The sequence below is a fragment of the Rhodoplanes azumiensis genome (genome assembly GCF_042682915.1).
In the GTDB taxonomy this organism is placed as follows: domain Bacteria; phylum Pseudomonadota; class Alphaproteobacteria; order Rhizobiales; family Xanthobacteraceae; genus Rhodoplanes; species Rhodoplanes azumiensis.
In genome coordinates this window covers 14132-28817 of sequence record NZ_JBHUIW010000011.1, presented here as the reverse complement: position 1 = coordinate 28817, position 14686 = coordinate 14132, and the positions used below count along the sequence as shown (strand labels likewise).

General features: G+C 72.8%; 14 protein-coding genes. 5 read left to right on the top strand and 9 right to left on the bottom strand.

The window, feature by feature from the left end; translation table 11 throughout:
• The first annotated feature begins 174 nt into the window (after positions 1 to 174).
• The gene (hutH, locus tag ACFSOX_RS11125) at positions 175 to 1704 is read left to right on the top strand and encodes a histidine ammonia-lyase (RefSeq protein ID WP_378477880.1); all 1530 of its coding nucleotides are present in this window, start codon (positions 175 to 177) and stop codon (positions 1702 to 1704) included.
• Between the two features lie 143 nt (positions 1705 to 1847).
• On the opposite strand, the gene hutC is transcribed toward hutH, so the two are convergent.
• The 5 genes from hutC to ACFSOX_RS11100 form a co-directional block, all read right to left on the bottom strand.
• Entirely contained in the window at positions 1848 to 2621 is a 774-nt protein-coding gene (hutC, locus tag ACFSOX_RS11120; protein WP_378477879.1) for a histidine utilization repressor, read from the bottom strand.
• A 15-nt stretch (positions 2622 to 2636) separates the two neighbouring features.
• Positions 2637 to 3788: a hypothetical protein gene (locus tag ACFSOX_RS11115; protein WP_378477878.1), complete on the bottom strand. Its 1152-nt coding sequence runs from the start codon at positions 3786 to 3788 to the stop codon at positions 2637 to 2639.
• A 101-nt stretch (positions 3789 to 3889) separates the two neighbouring features.
• Positions 3890 to 4654, bottom strand: coding sequence for a di-trans,poly-cis-decaprenylcistransferase (locus ACFSOX_RS11110; protein ID WP_378477997.1), 765 nt, complete (start codon positions 4652 to 4654; stop codon positions 3890 to 3892).
• A gap of 96 nt (positions 4655 to 4750) precedes the next feature.
• The gene (locus ACFSOX_RS11105) at positions 4751 to 5155 is read right to left on the bottom strand and encodes a transcriptional regulator (protein ID WP_378477877.1); all 405 of its coding nucleotides are present in this window, start codon (positions 5153 to 5155) and stop codon (positions 4751 to 4753) included.
• Entirely contained in the window at positions 5142 to 5768 is a 627-nt protein-coding gene (locus ACFSOX_RS11100) for a hypothetical protein (RefSeq protein ID WP_378477876.1), read from the bottom strand. Before ACFSOX_RS11100 ends, ACFSOX_RS11105 begins: the two co-directional genes overlap by 14 nt.
• A gap of 262 nt (positions 5769 to 6030) precedes the next feature.
• Between ACFSOX_RS11100 and ACFSOX_RS11095 the strand changes: the two genes are divergently transcribed.
• The gene (locus ACFSOX_RS11095; RefSeq protein ID WP_378477875.1) at positions 6031 to 6396 is read left to right on the top strand and encodes a hypothetical protein; all 366 of its coding nucleotides are present in this window, start codon (positions 6031 to 6033) and stop codon (positions 6394 to 6396) included.
• A 69-nt stretch (positions 6397 to 6465) separates the two neighbouring features.
• Here the strand turns inward: ACFSOX_RS11095 and ACFSOX_RS11090 are convergent, their stop codons facing one another.
• From ACFSOX_RS11090 to ACFSOX_RS11080, 3 genes are all read right to left on the bottom strand, one after another.
• Positions 6466 to 6993, bottom strand: a complete 528-nt coding sequence (locus tag ACFSOX_RS11090) for a disulfide bond formation protein B (RefSeq protein ID WP_378477996.1) — start codon at positions 6991 to 6993, stop codon at positions 6466 to 6468.
• A 216-nt stretch (positions 6994 to 7209) separates the two neighbouring features.
• Positions 7210 to 7692, bottom strand: a complete 483-nt coding sequence (locus ACFSOX_RS11085) for a hypothetical protein (protein ID WP_378477874.1) — start codon at positions 7690 to 7692, stop codon at positions 7210 to 7212.
• A 256-nt stretch (positions 7693 to 7948) separates the two neighbouring features.
• On the bottom strand, positions 7949 to 10057 hold the full coding sequence (locus ACFSOX_RS11080) for a methyl-accepting chemotaxis protein (RefSeq protein WP_378477873.1): 2109 nt from the start codon (positions 10055 to 10057) through the stop codon (positions 7949 to 7951).
• A 579-nt stretch (positions 10058 to 10636) separates the two neighbouring features.
• On the opposite strand from ACFSOX_RS11080, the gene ACFSOX_RS11075 reads away from it, so the two are divergent.
• From ACFSOX_RS11075 to ACFSOX_RS11065, 3 genes are all read left to right on the top strand, one after another.
• Positions 10637 to 11173 (top strand): hypothetical protein, encoded by a 537-nt coding sequence (locus ACFSOX_RS11075; protein ID WP_378477872.1) that lies wholly within the window; start codon positions 10637 to 10639, stop codon positions 11171 to 11173.
• A 472-nt stretch (positions 11174 to 11645) separates the two neighbouring features.
• Entirely contained in the window at positions 11646 to 12173 is a 528-nt protein-coding gene (locus ACFSOX_RS11070) for a YaiI/YqxD family protein (RefSeq protein WP_378477871.1), read from the top strand.
• Complete coding sequence (locus ACFSOX_RS11065; protein ID WP_378477870.1) at positions 12173 to 14011, top strand: ABC-F family ATP-binding cassette domain-containing protein; 1839 nt, start codon at positions 12173 to 12175, stop codon at positions 14009 to 14011. The genes ACFSOX_RS11070 and ACFSOX_RS11065 overlap by 1 nt, the downstream gene beginning before the upstream one ends.
• A 219-nt stretch (positions 14012 to 14230) precedes the next feature.
• Here ACFSOX_RS11065 and ACFSOX_RS11060 read toward each other — a convergent pair whose 3' ends face one another.
• Positions 14231 to 14650 (bottom strand): hypothetical protein, encoded by a 420-nt coding sequence (locus tag ACFSOX_RS11060; RefSeq protein ID WP_378477869.1) that lies wholly within the window; start codon positions 14648 to 14650, stop codon positions 14231 to 14233.
• Positions 14651 to 14686: the final 36 nt, after the last annotated feature.

Below are 14686 nucleotides of genomic sequence, written 5' to 3'. Positions count from 1 at the left end.
GACCCCGTGCCGAACGGCTCCGGCTTGCCGAGCCGGACAATATGTCTATACATTTGACGCAGCGTGAAAGAGCCCTCCCCCGACGCGCGCGGCGCGCCGGGGGCGAGGGGCAGCGCCACGCGCCGACATCGATCGTTCTGGACCGAAGCTGATCGGACCAATCGGTAGAAACCCATGACCATCCTGATCAGGCCCGGTAGCGTGACGTTGGCGGAGTGGCGCGCGATCTGTCGCGGCGCGCCGGTCGCGCTCGATCCGGCGACGCGGCCGGCGATCGCCGCAGGCGCCGCCGCGGTCGCGCGCATTCTCGCCAAGGGCGAGCCCGTCTACGGCATCAACACCGGCTTCGGAAAGCTCGCCAGCGTCCGCATTGGCGACGCCGATCTCGAGACGCTCCAGCGCAACATCGTGCTCAGCCACGCCGCCGGTGTCGGCGACGCGATGGCGCCGCCGGTCGCCCGGCTGATGATGGTCTTGAAGCTCGCGAGCCTGGCGCAGGGCGCCTCGGGCGTGCGCCTCGAGACGATCGACTTCCTCGCCGCCATGGTGGCGCAGGATCTGATCCCGGTGGTGCCGGCACAGGGCTCGGTCGGCGCCTCGGGCGATCTCGCGCCGCTCGCCCACATGACGGCGGCGATGATCGGGGTCGGCGAGATCCTTGTTCACGGCACCCGCGTGCCGGCCGCGGACGCGCTGGCACGGGCCGGGCTCGCGCCGCTGACGCTCGCGGCCAAGGAGGGCCTGGCACTCCTCAACGGCACCCAGTTCTCCACCGCGCAGGCGCTCGCCGGGCTGTTCGAGGCGGAGCGGCTGTTCCATTCGGCGCTGGTGACCGGCGCGCTCGCGACCGACGCGGCGCGCGGCTCCGATACGCCGTTCGATCCGCGCATCCACGCGCTGCGCGGCCACCGCGGCCAGATCGAGACGGCGGCGGCGTTGCGCGCCCTGATGGAGGGCAGTGCCATCCGGGCCTCGCACTTGCGCGACGACCCGCGCGTGCAGGATCCGTACTGCCTGCGCTGCCAGCCGCAGGTGATGGGCGCCGTGCTCGACCTGCTGCGCCAGGCCGCTGCGACGCTCGGCACCGAGGCCAACGGCGTCTCCGACAATCCGCTGATCTTCGCCGACACGGGCGAGGCGCTCTCCGGCGGCAACTTCCACGCCGAGCCGGTCGCCTTCGCGGCCGACCAGATCGCGCTCGCCGTCTGCGAGATCGGCTCGCTCTCCGAGCGCCGCATCGCCATGCTGGTCGATCCGGCGCTGTCCGGCCTGCCGGCCTTCCTCACGCCCAAGCCCGGCCTCAACTCCGGCTTCATGATTCCGCAGGTGACGGCGGCCGCGCTGGTCTCCGAGAACAAGCAGCGCGCCACTCCGGCGAGCGTCGACTCGATCCCGACCTCGGCCAACCAGGAGGATCACGTCTCGATGGCGGCGCACGGCGCACGGCGGCTCCTCGGCATGGTCGAGAACGCCGTCGCCGTGATCGCGATCGAGCTTCTGGCCGCCGCGCAGGCCTGCGACTTTCACGATCCGCTGCGATCGAGCCGGCCGCTGGAGGCGGTGCGCTCGGTGTTGCGTGAAAGAGTGCCGGCACTCGACGACGATCGCCATCTGCACCCCGACATGGTCGCGGCCGCCGACCTGGTCCGCACCGGCGCGCTCGCCGCGACGGTCCAGCCCGTCGCGCTGCCGGCGCTGGATTGACGTGATCAGTTCGTAGTCGTAGGGCGGGTAAAGCCGCGCCGAAGGCGCGGTGTGCCCACGCCGGACTCGGAATCAGATATCGTGATCAGATCGCGGTGGGCACGCTTCGCTTTGCCCACCCGACGACCACGGCAAAGCCGATCTCACCGCCCCGCGGCGGTCGCCGGGGTGAAGCGGGCGACCAAGGTCTGGCGGTCGCCCGGATACCAGATGCGCACCGCCGTGATCGGGGCGCCGCCCCGCCAGGTGCGCCGCGCGATGACGAGGCATGCGGTGCCGACCGGCACGTCGAGCCGCGCCGCGGTCCGCGCGTCGGCCGGCGCCGCCGTGATCTCGTGCTCGGCCTCGTGCCACGGCACATGGGCGAGCAGCCACGTCCCCGGCAGCTCGGCCGAGAAGTCGGCCGTGGCCGCCTCGGGCACGGCGTCGAGCGCGATCAGCCGATCCTCCAGCGCATAGGGCCGCCCGTCGGCGACGTGGCGGCACAGCAGCGCCAGCACGGGCGCGCCGGCCGGAACCGCGATGCGGGCGCGATCCTCGCGGGTCGCCTTGCGCCGCGCGCACGTGATCAGCTCGTACCGGTACGCCTCGCCGCGCGACAGTACCTCGGCCTTGACGTCGGGAATGCGCAGCACGGCCGACTGGCCGACCGGCCGGCGCACGAAGCTGCCGGCGCGGCGCCGCCGCTCGATCAGGCCGGCCTCGACCAGACCGGACAGCACCTTGTTGACGGTCATCCGGGCGCAGCCGTACTGCGCCATCAGCTCGTGCTCGAACGGGATGCGGTGACCCGGGCTCCAGGCGCCGGAGAGGATGCGCTCCTCGAGATCGGCGCGGATGCGCTGGTGCAGCGAGCGGTCGGCCCCGCTCGCCGTGCTCGCACCCGGGTCGCCGACGCCCTCGTCGTCACGCGTCATCGCGGCGCCGGAGCATCAGCACGCGCACAGCACCGGGACGGTGAGCTCGCGCAGCGTCGGCTTCGGCCGGCCGCGGTCGAACAGCGACAGGCCGACGCTGCCGGTGAGGCCGAGCGTCATCAGGTCGGCGCCGTGGTCGGAGGCGAAGTTGAGGAGCACGTCCATCATGGTCTCGTCCTCCAGCGCGAACGGCTCGAACTGCGCCGTGACGCCGTGGCTCTTCAGCAGCGCCACGGCGCGCTCGGCGAACTCGCTGCGCAGATTGCGCTCGTAGGCGTAGAGGAGCAACGCCTCGGCGTCCGGGCTGGTCAGGGCGAGACCGTCGGCGAGCGCCCGGGCGGCGCCCGCCGTCTCGCTCCAGGCGAACATCGGCCGCCGCCCGACATCGGGGAAACGGCCCGCATAGGGCACCACCAGCACGGGCCGTCCGCTCGCCGAGCAGACATGGGTGGCGAGCTCGGCCGGGGCGAGGCGGCGCGCCGCGTCCTCGTGCTGGCCCAGCACGGTGAGGTCGGAATAGCAGGCGAGCTGGCCGAGGCGATGCATGATCTCGTCCTCGCCGCCGCGGTTGAGGTCGACCCACTCGGCGTCGGCGAGGCTGCCGGCCGTCTTGGAGAAGGCCTCGCGGCTTTCGGCGGCCGCCGCCGCATAGGCGGCGGGCGGCCATTCGGCGACGACGCCGACGCGATGCGCCTCGGCGAGCTGGCCGAACACGCCGGTCAGCCGCGCCTGGTTGCGCGCGGCGATGCGCACCGCGAGCGCCAACCGCTCGGCGGTGCGCGGCCCGCTGTCGAGATGGACGAGAATGTTCTTCAGGGCCATGTCGTTCCTCCGTGGGCGATGCAGGTCATCGCCGCGTTGTGTTTCTGGGTCGGTCGTTGTCGGGGGCGATGTCGTGGCGACCACGACCGCAGGCGCCGCAGGCGCCGCGACCGCAGCCGCCACGCCGGAAGGCGCGACAACGGCAGGCGCCGAGAGGGCCGCCGGCGCAGCCGCGGCCGGCGCCGCGGGCGCGTCGGGTGCCGGGCCGGCGGCGGCGAGGCGAGCCGCCTTCAGGGCGGCGAGGCGCCTGGCGTCCTGCTGACGGCCGACGCCGAGATGCCAGACCAGGGTCGCGACGACGGCGCCGCCGAAGACGACCATCTCGAACAGGACCGGGTGTTGCATGCCGTCCCCCCGCGGCCGACGCAGCCGCCGGTCACAGGATCGCGCGCCGGCGGTCCGGCTGCAACCGCTCCGGACGACGCGCGGCGGCCGCGCGGGCGCGCTCAGGCGGCGCTGGGCACCGCCGCCACGGCCGGCGCCGGCGACGCCGCCGACGCCGCGCCGACGCCGCCGAAGCGGCGCTCGCGGGCCGCGTACCAGGCGACCGCGTCGGCGAGGCCCCCGGCCGAGAAGTCCGGCCACAGGCAGGGCACGAACAGGAGCTCGGCATAGGCGCATTCCCACAGCAGGAAGTCGGAGAGCCGCTGCTCGCCGCCGGTGCGGATCAGGAGGTCGACGTCGGGCACCGGCTCGGCGGCGTGGTCGCCGCCGGACAGGAGACGGGAGAACGCCTCGCGGGTGAGCTGGGGCAGCGCGGCGGCGCGGCGTGCCGCATCGAGAATGGCGTCGCGGGCCGAGTAGTCGAGGGCGACCCGCAGATGCAGCTTCGTCCCCGACGCGGTCGCCTGCTCGGCGGCGGCGATCTCGGCCGCGAGCCCGGCCGGCAGCCGGTCGCGCCGGCCCAGCATGGTGACGCGGGCGCCGGCCTGCGCGAGCCGGCCCGTCTCGGCGCGCACGAAGCGGCGCAGCAGCGCCATCAGGGCGGCCACCTCGGCGGTCGGGCGGCGCCAGTTGTCGGACGAGAAGGCGTAGAGGGTCAGCGTCTCGATGCCGAGGCGCGGCGCCGCCTCGACGACCCGCCGCACCGTCTCGACACCGGCCTGGTGGCCGGCCGGCCGCGGCAGGCCGCGGGACGTCGCCCAGCGGCCGTTGCCGTCCATGACGATGGCGACGTGGCGCGGCGGATTGCTCGGAGCGTCGCTCTGCATCGCAAAGTTTTTGGGCATGGGGCTCTCGGTGGGGCGTTCGGATCGCAAGGAGAGGTGCGGCGGGTGGTGGAAGCGGGTGGGGGTCGGGGCCGGCCGTCAGGCCGGGGCGGGATCGTCGGCGAAGCCGCTGCGCGCGGAGGCGGCCGGGCGTCCGGCGGCCGCGGCGGCGTCGCGCACCACCTGCTCGAGCACGCCGAGATACTCGACGAAGCGGCGGCGACCATCCTCGGTGATGCGGCAGACGGTCTGCGGGCGGTTGTGATCGTAGCCTTTCAGGATCTCGACGAGCCCGGCCTCGGCCAGCACCTGGAGATGCCGCGACAGGTTGCCGTCGGTCAGCCCGCACAGGCGCTTGAGGTCGGCGAAGGCGAGGCCGCGCGGATGCGCGATCAGCGAGGTGAGGACGCCGAGTCGGGCCTTCTCGTGCATCACCCGATCGAGCCCCTCGTAGGCGAAGCGACCGGCCGAAGGCCCGCGCCGGGTCGGTTCAGAACCCGCCATGACGACCTCCGAGCGCACGATGCAGGATGGCGGCGAACAGGAGCTGCCCGATGCCGAAGGGCAGCCCCATCGCCCACGGCGACAGCCCGCGATCGGCGGCCGACACGGCGAGCACCACCAGGCCGCAGGCCAGGTACCAGGCGCCGGCCACCGCCATCGCCTGCGGCAGCGCCCGGCTGGCCGCGAAGATGCCGAGCCCGAAGACGATCTGCCACAGGCCGGGCAGCATCCACACGGCGTCCGGCGCGACGTTGAGAACGACCACCGGCAGGAGCGCGCCGACCGCCGCGGCCGGGACGAACTGCATGGCGGCGGCGTGGATCATTTCGTCGGCGAGATGGGAATGGAGCCGGCGCGACCGCGTCGTCGCCTCGGCGACGACGAGTGCGATGCCGAGCACGGCGGTGAGCACCCAGATGGCCAGCCAGTTGGTGACGTCGACCGGGTCGGGCATGAAGGCCGCCTGGGCAGCCGCGGCAGCGCCCGCCATCAGCCCGGTGAGTGCGACGGTCGCCGGCCCCCAGCCGCGGAACTCGCTGCCGCGGGCGAGCTGCGCCTTGATGGCGTCGATGTCGGCGAGCGCCTTCTCCAGATCGGTCTCGAGCTCGGCCATGGCCCCTCCCCGGGCTTTGCATTGCAAAGTATACGCCAGCGCAAACCGAGTGCAACTATCTTTTACCGCCGATAAGGTCGGCATGACCTACAATAAGGATTGACTCTGACGCGAAGGATTCTAAATCGCTGTGTCGATCGGGCTCGCGTGCAGAGCCCCGCCTTCACAAGTCATGTCGCACAGATCCGTGCCCCTCGCGGGGGCGCGCGAGCAGTGTCAACCGGACGCCACCGATCCGGACGAGGTTCTGGGAGACCGCGCGATGCGAACCATCCCTTCGGCGCCGCTGCGCCGCGCCGCCTCCGATTTCGCTTTCGACGCCATGCTGCACCCGGCGCATGCCTTCGTGCATCCGACGGCCGTGGTCGAGGATCCGGATCTGAGCCTCGCCGAGAAGCGGGCGATCCTGATCGCCTGGGCGTCCGACGCCGCCGAGGCGCCCGAGGGCGCCGGCCCGGTGCGCCCGGTGCCGGTCGAGGAGATCGTCGAGGCGCTGCGCGGGCTCGACCGCGCCGCCCAGTTCACGGCCGAGGACGGCGAGCGTTGCCGCGTCGCGCTGCGCCAGCGCTGGCGCCGCACCCTGCTGCGCGGTCGCGGTCGCGGCCGCGACGACGCCCCGCGCGGCTGATCCGTCGACGATTTCGGAACGCTGGTCGGTTCGGGGCGCGCCGGACGCGAGCGATGTCGCGTGAGCCGCTCAGGCCGGCCGGTGCAGGGTGCGGGACAATCCCCAGGCCGCGAGCCCGGCCAGCGCCGTCGAGATGACCATGTTCCAGCCGGCGAGCGACAGGCCGAGGAAGCGGAACAGCACCACGTCGCAGCGGATCACCGAGGTCGTCTGCATCTGCTGCAGAAGGCTGCCGGCATTGCCGAACGCCTTGATCTCGCCCGAGCAGTCGGACGGGCCCGGCCAGAAGCCCCATTCGACGCCGGCGTGATAGCCGCCGATCCCGGCCGCCGTCAGCATGGCCAGCGCGAGCAGCACGAAGCCGGCGGCGAGGAGGCCACGCGGCGCCCGGCGTCGCGCCGCCATCGCCACGATCAGCGCGACCGGGACGGCGGCGTAGTGCGGGACGCGTTGCTCCAGGCACAGCGGACAGGGCGGGATGCCGACGACGTGCTGGAACACCTGAGCGCCGAGCACGACCGCGGTCGAGGCGGCGGCGATCGTCAGCGCCGCGATCGCCGCCGGCGGCCAGCGCCGCGTGGAGGTCGCCGTGGCCATCTCGGCCTCCGGGGAAGCGATCGCGTCGGTCTGGGCGCTCATGGCGGGCTCGTTCGGGTCGTTCGGCGGTGTCGGGGTGCCGGGCCCGAGCGGGCCACGGCCGGCGCCCGGCAAGGCCGGACGGCGGCTTGTGTGCCGGCTTTTCGGCCAAGGCAAGGCAGCCGCGCGCCAGCGCGCAACGGCGTGCCGGCTCGCGCACGGCGCGACCCTGCCCGCTCAGCTCGTCGCGCCCGGCCCCTTCACGCCCCGACGCCCGGGAAAGCCGCAGATCGGCATGCCGCCGAGCGCCGCGATGCCGCCGGCCCCGAAGAACGGGTTGGCCGCGAGAAGCGAGTTCGCCGCCGCGAGCGGGGTCGCCGAGAGCGGGGTCGCCGACAGGAACGGATTCGCGGCGAGAAGCGGGGTCATGGCGAGGAGCGGCGCCCAGGTCGACTGGACGGCCTGCATCCACAGGGCAAACGGGTTAGCCCCCTCCAGCGCCTGCCCGAACGCCTCGAACGACGGCGACGCCGTGAGATTGATCGACAGGCGCTCGCCGCTGCCGTCCGGCAGGGTGCCATGCACCACCTCGATCTCGAGGTTCGGAAGCTGGGCATGCGCGACGACGGTGCCCTCGACGACGGTGCCCTCGGCGACGGTGCTCTGGGCGCCCGGCGCGATGATGTCGCCGTCCTGAACGGCGCGGGTCTGCTCGGCCACGACGGCCTCCCTCGGGTTGTGATCGCGACGAGCTAGCGGCGCCCGGTCGCAGCGGTCAAGCGGCTGGATCAATCGTGCCGCCTCACCCCCCTCTCGCCGCGCCGATCTGCCGGAACGTCGCCGCCGGGCCGGACGCGCGTCCGACCGAGAACGCCATGCCAGGGGTCCGCGGCACCGGATCCATTTCGGTCCGGATCCGCGGCACGTCGCCCCGCGCCCGCTCAAATCGCGAGCGGGCAGCACCTGAGCGACCGGCTCACGCCACTCGGCTGCCGCACCGCTCGCCGCGGCGCTCCGGGCTCTCGTGACCCGGATCGTCGCCCGCGCGGCGGTCGAGCGGGCCGGTGCGGACGTTCGTCAGGAAGCGGCGAACCTCCTCCTTGAGCTTGCTGCCCTCGGCGGCCAGCACGGCCGCCGAGTTGCGCACCTGCTCGGAGGCCGCCTCGGTGGCGCCGGCACCGCGGCTCACCTCGCCGATGGTGCGGGCCACCTCGGCCGTGCCGACGGAGGCCTGCTGGATGTTGCGCGCCACCTCGGCGGTCGCCGCATGCTGCTCCTCGACGGCGGCCGCGATCGCGGCGGCGATCTCCGACATGTGCGCGATGGTGCCGCCGATCTCCTTGATGGCGACGACCGAGTCGTGCGTCGCCGCCTGAATGGCGGAGATCTGGGATCCGATCTCGCCGGTCGCCTTGCTGGTCTGGGTGGCGAGCGCCTTGACCTCCTGGGCGACGACCGCGAAGCCCTTGCCGGCCTCGCCGGCCCGCGCCGCCTCGATGGTGGCGTTCAACGCGAGCAGGTTGGTCTGCTCGGCGACCTCGCGGATCAGCTCGACCACGTCGCCGATGCGCGCCGCCGCGGCGGAGAGCGCGGCGATGCGCGCGTCGGTGGTCTCGGCCTGGCGCACCGCGGCGGCGGCGATGCGGGTCGAGTCCTGCACCTGGCGGCTGATCTCGTTGACCGACGCCGCCATCTCGGTGGTCGCGGTGGCGACGTTCTCGACATTGGCCGAGGCCTGCTCGGAGGCGGCCGCGACGGCGGTCGACAGATGCTGGGTGGTCTCGGCCGTGCGCGTGAGGCTGCCGGACGCCCCCTCGAGCTCGGTCGCCGCCTGCGACACGGTCTCGACGATCGCCCCGACCGCCGTCTCGAACGCATCGGCGATGCGATGCACGGCGCTCTGGCGGTCGAGGGCGGCGCGCTCGTCGGCGGCGCGCTGCTCGACTTCCATCCGGGCGATGCGGTCGAGATTGTCCTTGAAAGCCTGTGCGGCGCGGGCATTGTCGCCGACCTCGTCGCGCCGCGTCACGTAGGGGATCGTGACCGAGCGGTCGCCGTCGGCGAGCGCCTGCAGGATGGCACCGACCCGGCGGATCGGCCGACCGATCGCGAAGGCGCCGAACACGGCCGAGCCGATCAGCACGAGCACGACGAAGGCGCCGGCCGCGGTGTTGATCAGCGTCGCCTCCGAGATGCTCTGCGCCGTCGCCTCCATCTCCTGCGCCGCGGCCGCGTTCGCCGCGTCGATGACGCCGGTCAGCAGCGTGTCGATGCGGGCGACGATCGGCCCCAGCCGCTCCTTCAGGAGGGCGTCCTGCTCTGCCCTGGTCGCGACGATCCGGGCCATGGTGTCGGTCAGGCCGGCGAGCGTCTCGGCGAGCGGGCCGGTCGCCTCGGTCAGCGCCGCGACCGGGCTCGCCCGGCGGGCGCGCTCCAGGAGGTCGACCGCCTCGCGGGCCTGCGCGGCGACGCGCTCGCCATCCGGGGCGGTGCGCTGCTCGTCGAAGTCGAACGAGGCGATGCGGAGCGCGCCGACCGCCGCCGAGGCGATGCTCAGGCGCGCCTCGAAGGCACGCGCGTCGACGGCCTGCGCGGCGACCAGAGCGGCGATGCGCTGCACGGCATCGTCCCAGGCGGTGCCGAGCCGGCGCCGCTCGGCCCACAGGCCGACCAGGGCGCGCTGGCTCTCGACCAGCTCGGCCGCGCCGGTCAGGTAGTCGGCGTAGAGCTCGCGGATCTTGTCGAGCGTCTCGTCGCCGCCCGTGTCCTTGCTGCGCTCGGCGAGCTGGTCGAGCAGGGCGAAGCCGTCGCCGGAGGAGCGTTCGAGCGCGTGCAGGGCCGTGTCGACGGCGGCCTCGTCGCGGGCGAGCTCCGCGTCGCGCGTGTAGGTCTGCATGCGCTCGAAATGCAGGCCGATGCGGCCGGCCTCCTGGGCCGCCTTCTGGCGAGCGTCGGCGGCGGCGGACATCTGCAGGGTCGAGCGGCCGTTGAGGCCGGTGTTGACGATCATCCCCAGCACCAGCAGCACGCCGACGGCGGCCGAGAGGGCGAGCTTGGTGCCGATGCGGCGGGGCGGCCTGATCATTGGGTTCCAGGACGGAAGCGCGGTGGCAGCACGAAGCCTTCGCGCACCCCGCCGATCTCCGGCGCGAGGAGACCGAGGAAGCCCGGCACGAGAGCCGAAGCATCGCGGAAGGTTCACGGGCGCGACCGCCGGCGCGAGACGGGGGGCAACCGCCGGCGGCGATATCCAATGCACGTCACGTCTACCGATACTGGCCACGATCACCTAATTTCACGTTAAGGACCGAATTCGGAAGAAATATTCCCGAGTCGCGCGATCTGGCTGTTTTTGCTAAATTTGTCCCGGCCCGGGGCTCCATGCCGCGACCGGGTCCGGTTCGGGCCGACCCCGGTTGCGATGCGAGACGCCGATCGAGACGCGATGGCCGGTCCGACCATTCGAGACGCCTCCGGCCGGCCGGCGCGACGAGCCGCCCCGCCGCCGTGGAGCAGCCGGGGCGCAGCCCGACCGGCCGCGTCCGCCTTCGGCGCGTCCCGCCCTCGGCCCCCGCGACCTCCGCCCCCGCTGTGGCCGACCGTCGCCGCCCCGCTCGGCTTTCTCGCCGTCGCCGTCGCGGTCGCCGGGGTGATGACGGTGTGGATGAGCAGCCGCGCCCCTGCCCCGCCGCCGGCGGCACCGCCGGAGCCCGAGCTGACCGCCGCCGAGGCGGTGAAGCTGCGCTTCGTGCCGGAGCTGCTGGCGCTCGCCGACGCGCCCGGCGCCGCCTTCGCCGACCGCTTCGGCGCGGGCGCGGCCGGGCTCGGCGCCGCCCCGATCGGACCGGTCTCCGCCTATGCGCCACTGCCCGCCGCCCCGGCGGCGCCGGAGCCCGGTCGCGCCCGCCCGTCCAACGCGCTCCTCAACGACGCCCAGATCGCCGCGATCAAGACGCGGCTGAAGCTGACCGCCGAGCAGGAGCGGCTGTGGGGACCGGTCGAGACGGCGTTGCGCGGCGTCGTCTGGCGGCGCAGCGCCGACCGCCGCGGCACCGCCCCGGCAGCGCTCGACATCCCGAGCCTGGAGCGGCTGAAGACCGCCGCCACGCCCTTCATGGCCACGCTGCGCGAGGACCAGAAGCGCGAGATCCGCCAGCTCTCCCACGTGATGGGCCTCGGCGAGCTCGTCGACAAGCTGTGAGGCCGGCCGCTCCACGGGCTGTCGCGAGCACACCACACGGCCTCTCCCGAGCGCTCGCGCCACACCGCGGAGCGGTATCAGCCGCCCCTCTTCCGATCCGCTGCTGCGCACCCCACATGCCGGTCGTCGTCAACAACCGAAAGGAGGTGATCCAGTGTCTCATTGTCTCTCGCCGTGGTCTCCGGCTGCGACCTGGATCCTCGCCTCTCGCGAGGTCCGCGCCGCGTGAGCGGCGTCCGCGGTCCTCGCCGGACCCGGTTTCGACAATGGAAGGGCTGCCCGCGCGGGCAGCCCTTCGCATTTTGCCGATCCAGTGTGCCGGTCATTGCGGGGCATGCGCCGCAAGGCGCATGAACCCGGAATCCAGCGACACATTCCGCATCCTGGGCTGGATTCCGGGTTCGCGGCTTCGCCGCGCCCCGAAATGACGCTCTTGTGGCGTCGGCCCGAAAAACCCGCTAATCGCCACCGCATGAACGGCCCGCCCGACAGCCCCGCGACACCGCCCGAGACGCCCGCGACCGAAGGACCGCGCATCTATGTCGATGCCGACGCCTGCCCGGTGAAGGACGAAGTCTTCAAGGTCGCGGCGCGACACGCCCTGCCCGTCACCGTGGTGGCGGCCGGCTTCCTCCGCGTGCCTTCCGATCCGTCGATCGAGCGGATCGCGGCGGGCGCCGGCATGGACGCCGCCGACGACGTGATCGCTTCGCGGGTGAAACCGGCCGACATCGTCGTCACCCAGGATATCCCGCTGGCGAGCCGCTCCATCAAGGCGGGCGCCATCGCGGTGGCGCCGAACGGGCGGCTGTTCACCGAGGCCGACATCGGCATGGCGCTCGCCGTGCGCAACCTGATGACCGACCTGCGCTCCGCCGGCGAGCAGACGAGCGGGCCGCGGCCGTTCTCGCCGCGCGACCGCTCCGCCTTCCTGCAGGCGCTGGAGCAGGCCGTGCGCCGCGCCCGCCGCGCCGCCCCGCAACCCGGACCGAGATCCTGATGGCGCCGCCGCCCCTCCTGCAGCTGAAGGACATCGGGCTGACCTTCGGCGGCCATCCGCTGCTCGACGGCGTCGAGCTCGCGGTCGCGCCGGGCGAGCGCGTCTGCCTGGTCGGCCGCAACGGCTCGGGCAAGTCGACGCTCCTGAAGATCGCCGCCGGCCTGATCGAGAGCGACCGCGGCAGCCGCTTCGTGCAGCCCGGCGCGACGGTGCGCTACCTGCCGCAGGAGCCGGATTTCGGCGACGCGCAAACCGTGCTCGCCTATGTCGAGGCCGGCCTCGGGCCCGGCGACGATCCTTACCGCGCGACCTATCTGCTGGAGCAGCTCGGCCTGACCGGCGAGGAGAATCCGGCGACTCTGTCGGGCGGCGAGGCGCGCCGCGCCGCCATCGCCCGCGTGCTGGCGCCCGCCCCCGACATCCTGCTGCTCGACGAGCCGACCAACCACCTCGACCTGCCCGTGATCGAGTGGCTGGAGGCCGAGCTCGACGCGACGCGCTCCGCCATGGTGATGATCAGCCACGACCGGCGCTTCCTCGCCGATCTCTCGCGCATCACGGTGTGGCTCGACCGCGGCAGGCTGCGCCGCATCGAGCGCGGCTTCTCGGACTTCGAGGCGTGGCGCGACGACGTGCTGGCCGAGGAGGAGCGCGAGCAGCACAAGCTCGACAGAAAAATCGTCGCCGAGGAACACTGGATGCGCTACGGCGTGACGGCGCGCCGCAAGCGCAACATGCGCCGCGTCGGCGAGCTGCAGGCGCTGCGCCAGGCGCGACGCGACTACCGGGCGACCGCCGGCAGCGTGTCGCTCGCCGCCGCCCAGGCCGACAAGTCGGGCACCCTCGTCGTCGAGGCGAAGGGCATCTCGAAGGCCTATGACGGCCGGCCGATCGTCACCGACTTCTCCACCCGCATCCAGCGCGGCGACCGCATCGGCATCGTCGGCCCCAACGGCACCGGCAAGACGACGCTCCTGTCGCTGCTCACCGGCGTGCTGGCTCCGGACTCAGGGACCATCAGGCTCGGCGCCAATATCGAGATGGCGACGCTCGAGCAGTCGCGCGACAGCCTCGACGCGAACGCCACCGTCGCCGACACGCTGACGGGCGGGCGCGGCGACAGCGTGATGGTCGGCGGCACCCAGCGCCACGTCGTCGGCTACATGAAGGACTTCCTGTTCTCGCCCGAGCAGGCCCGCACCGTGGTCGGCGCGCTGTCGGGCGGCGAGCGCGGCCGGCTGATGCTGGCGCGGGCGCTGGCGAAGCCCTCCAACGTGCTGGTGCTCGACGAGCCGACCAACGATCTCGACCTCGACACGCTCGACGTGCTGGAGGAGATGCTGGCCGACTACGCCGGCACGGTGCTGCTGATCAGCCACGACCGCGACTTCCTCGACCGCATCGTCGCCGCCGTGATCGTGCCGGAGGGCGACGGCCGCTGGACCGAATATGCGGGCGGCTACACCGACATGATTTCGCAACGCGGCGCGGATCTTTTCCGGCCCGCGGCGGCCAAGCAGGCCAAGGAGAAAGCGTTCGTCGCCGACGACGCGGCCGCTACGGCCGCGCCCGCGGGCGACGCCAAGGCGGTCGCCAGGCGAAAGCTGTCGTTCAACGAGAAGCACGCCCTGGAGACGCTGCCGAAGACGATGGCGAAGCTCCAGCAGCAGATCGCGACCTTGCACCAGAAGCTCGCCGACCCGGCCCTGTTCGCCCGCGACCGCAAGACCTTCGACGAGACGTCACAGGCCGCAGCGAAAGCCGAGGCCGAGCTCGCCGCCGCCGAAGAGCGCTGGCTGGAGCTGGAAATCCTGCGGGAAGAGATCGAGGGGCGGTAGACCGGCGGAAGCTCACCACAGACGAGCCGGCATGCTCTGTTTCACCTCTCCCCAGCGGGGAGAGGTCGGATCTTGCGCGGCCGCGCGAGATCCGGGTGAGGGGGTGCCGAGATCACCATCAGCGCCGTAAACCCTCACCCCGACGCGCTCCGCGCGTCGACCCTCTTGTCGCGCAAGCGCGCGACCCTCAGGGAGAGGGCCCCGACGAATGCGGCTTTCTCACATCGCGCAGCGCTTGTACGTCATCTCCATCCCGTCCATGCCGGGGAAGATCCGCACCAGCGTGTCGGGGGCCGGCTGGCGGACGCTGAGCTGGACGCTCGACAGCATGATGTCGGAGGCGCAGCTCGCCAGCATGTGGGTCACTGCATTGGCCCCGGTGCCGACCGTCTTGCGGCTCCTGATGTCGCAGGTCGTCGCCTTGCCGCGCACGTGGTTGCCGTCGATGACGAAGCCGCCGCCGAACAGCTCCGAGTTGTCCCGGAACGTGACCCTGCTGCCGGCCTTGACGAAGATCTTGTCGCAGGCCGAGCCGTCCGTCGCCCACGCACCGGACAGGTCGTCGGCCGACGCGGCCGGTGACGACAGGACGAGAGCCCCCCAAAGGGCGGCGGCCAACAGGTGATTCAACGTTGTCATGAGATCGTCCTTTGAAACACGACGAGACTCGGTCCC

Excerpts from the sequence above, each read along its gene's own strand:
- ACFSOX_RS11065 (WP_378477870.1), top strand. The coding sequence starts at position 12,173 with ATGGCGCCGCCGCCCCTCCTGCAGCTGAAGGACATCGGGCTGACCTTC.
- ACFSOX_RS11080 (WP_378477873.1), bottom strand. The coding sequence starts at position 10,057 with ATGATCAGGCCGCCCCGCCGCATCGGCACCAAGCTCGCCCTCTCGGCC.
- ACFSOX_RS11090 (WP_378477996.1), bottom strand. The coding sequence starts at position 6,993 with ATGGCCACGGCGACCTCCACGCGGCGCTGGCCGCCGGCGGCGATCGCG.
- hutC (WP_378477879.1), bottom strand. The coding sequence starts at position 2,621 with ATGACGCGTGACGACGAGGGCGTCGGCGACCCGGGTGCGAGCACGGCG.
- ACFSOX_RS11060 (WP_378477869.1), bottom strand. The coding sequence starts at position 14,650 with ATGACAACGTTGAATCACCTGTTGGCCGCCGCCCTTTGGGGGGCTCTC.
- ACFSOX_RS11110 (WP_378477997.1), bottom strand. The coding sequence starts at position 4,654 with ATGCAGAGCGACGCTCCGAGCAATCCGCCGCGCCACGTCGCCATCGTC.
- ACFSOX_RS11095 (WP_378477875.1), top strand. The coding sequence starts at position 6,031 with ATGCGAACCATCCCTTCGGCGCCGCTGCGCCGCGCCGCCTCCGATTTC.
- hutH (WP_378477880.1), top strand. The coding sequence starts at position 175 with ATGACCATCCTGATCAGGCCCGGTAGCGTGACGTTGGCGGAGTGGCGC.
- ACFSOX_RS11115 (WP_378477878.1), bottom strand. The coding sequence starts at position 3,788 with ATGCAACACCCGGTCCTGTTCGAGATGGTCGTCTTCGGCGGCGCCGTC.
- ACFSOX_RS11070 (WP_378477871.1), top strand. The coding sequence starts at position 11,646 with ATGAACGGCCCGCCCGACAGCCCCGCGACACCGCCCGAGACGCCCGCG.
- ACFSOX_RS11105 (WP_378477877.1), bottom strand. The coding sequence starts at position 5,155 with ATGGCGGGTTCTGAACCGACCCGGCGCGGGCCTTCGGCCGGTCGCTTC.
- ACFSOX_RS11075 (WP_378477872.1), top strand. The coding sequence starts at position 10,637 with ATGAGCAGCCGCGCCCCTGCCCCGCCGCCGGCGGCACCGCCGGAGCCC.
- ACFSOX_RS11100 (WP_378477876.1), bottom strand. The coding sequence starts at position 5,768 with ATGGCCGAGCTCGAGACCGATCTGGAGAAGGCGCTCGCCGACATCGAC.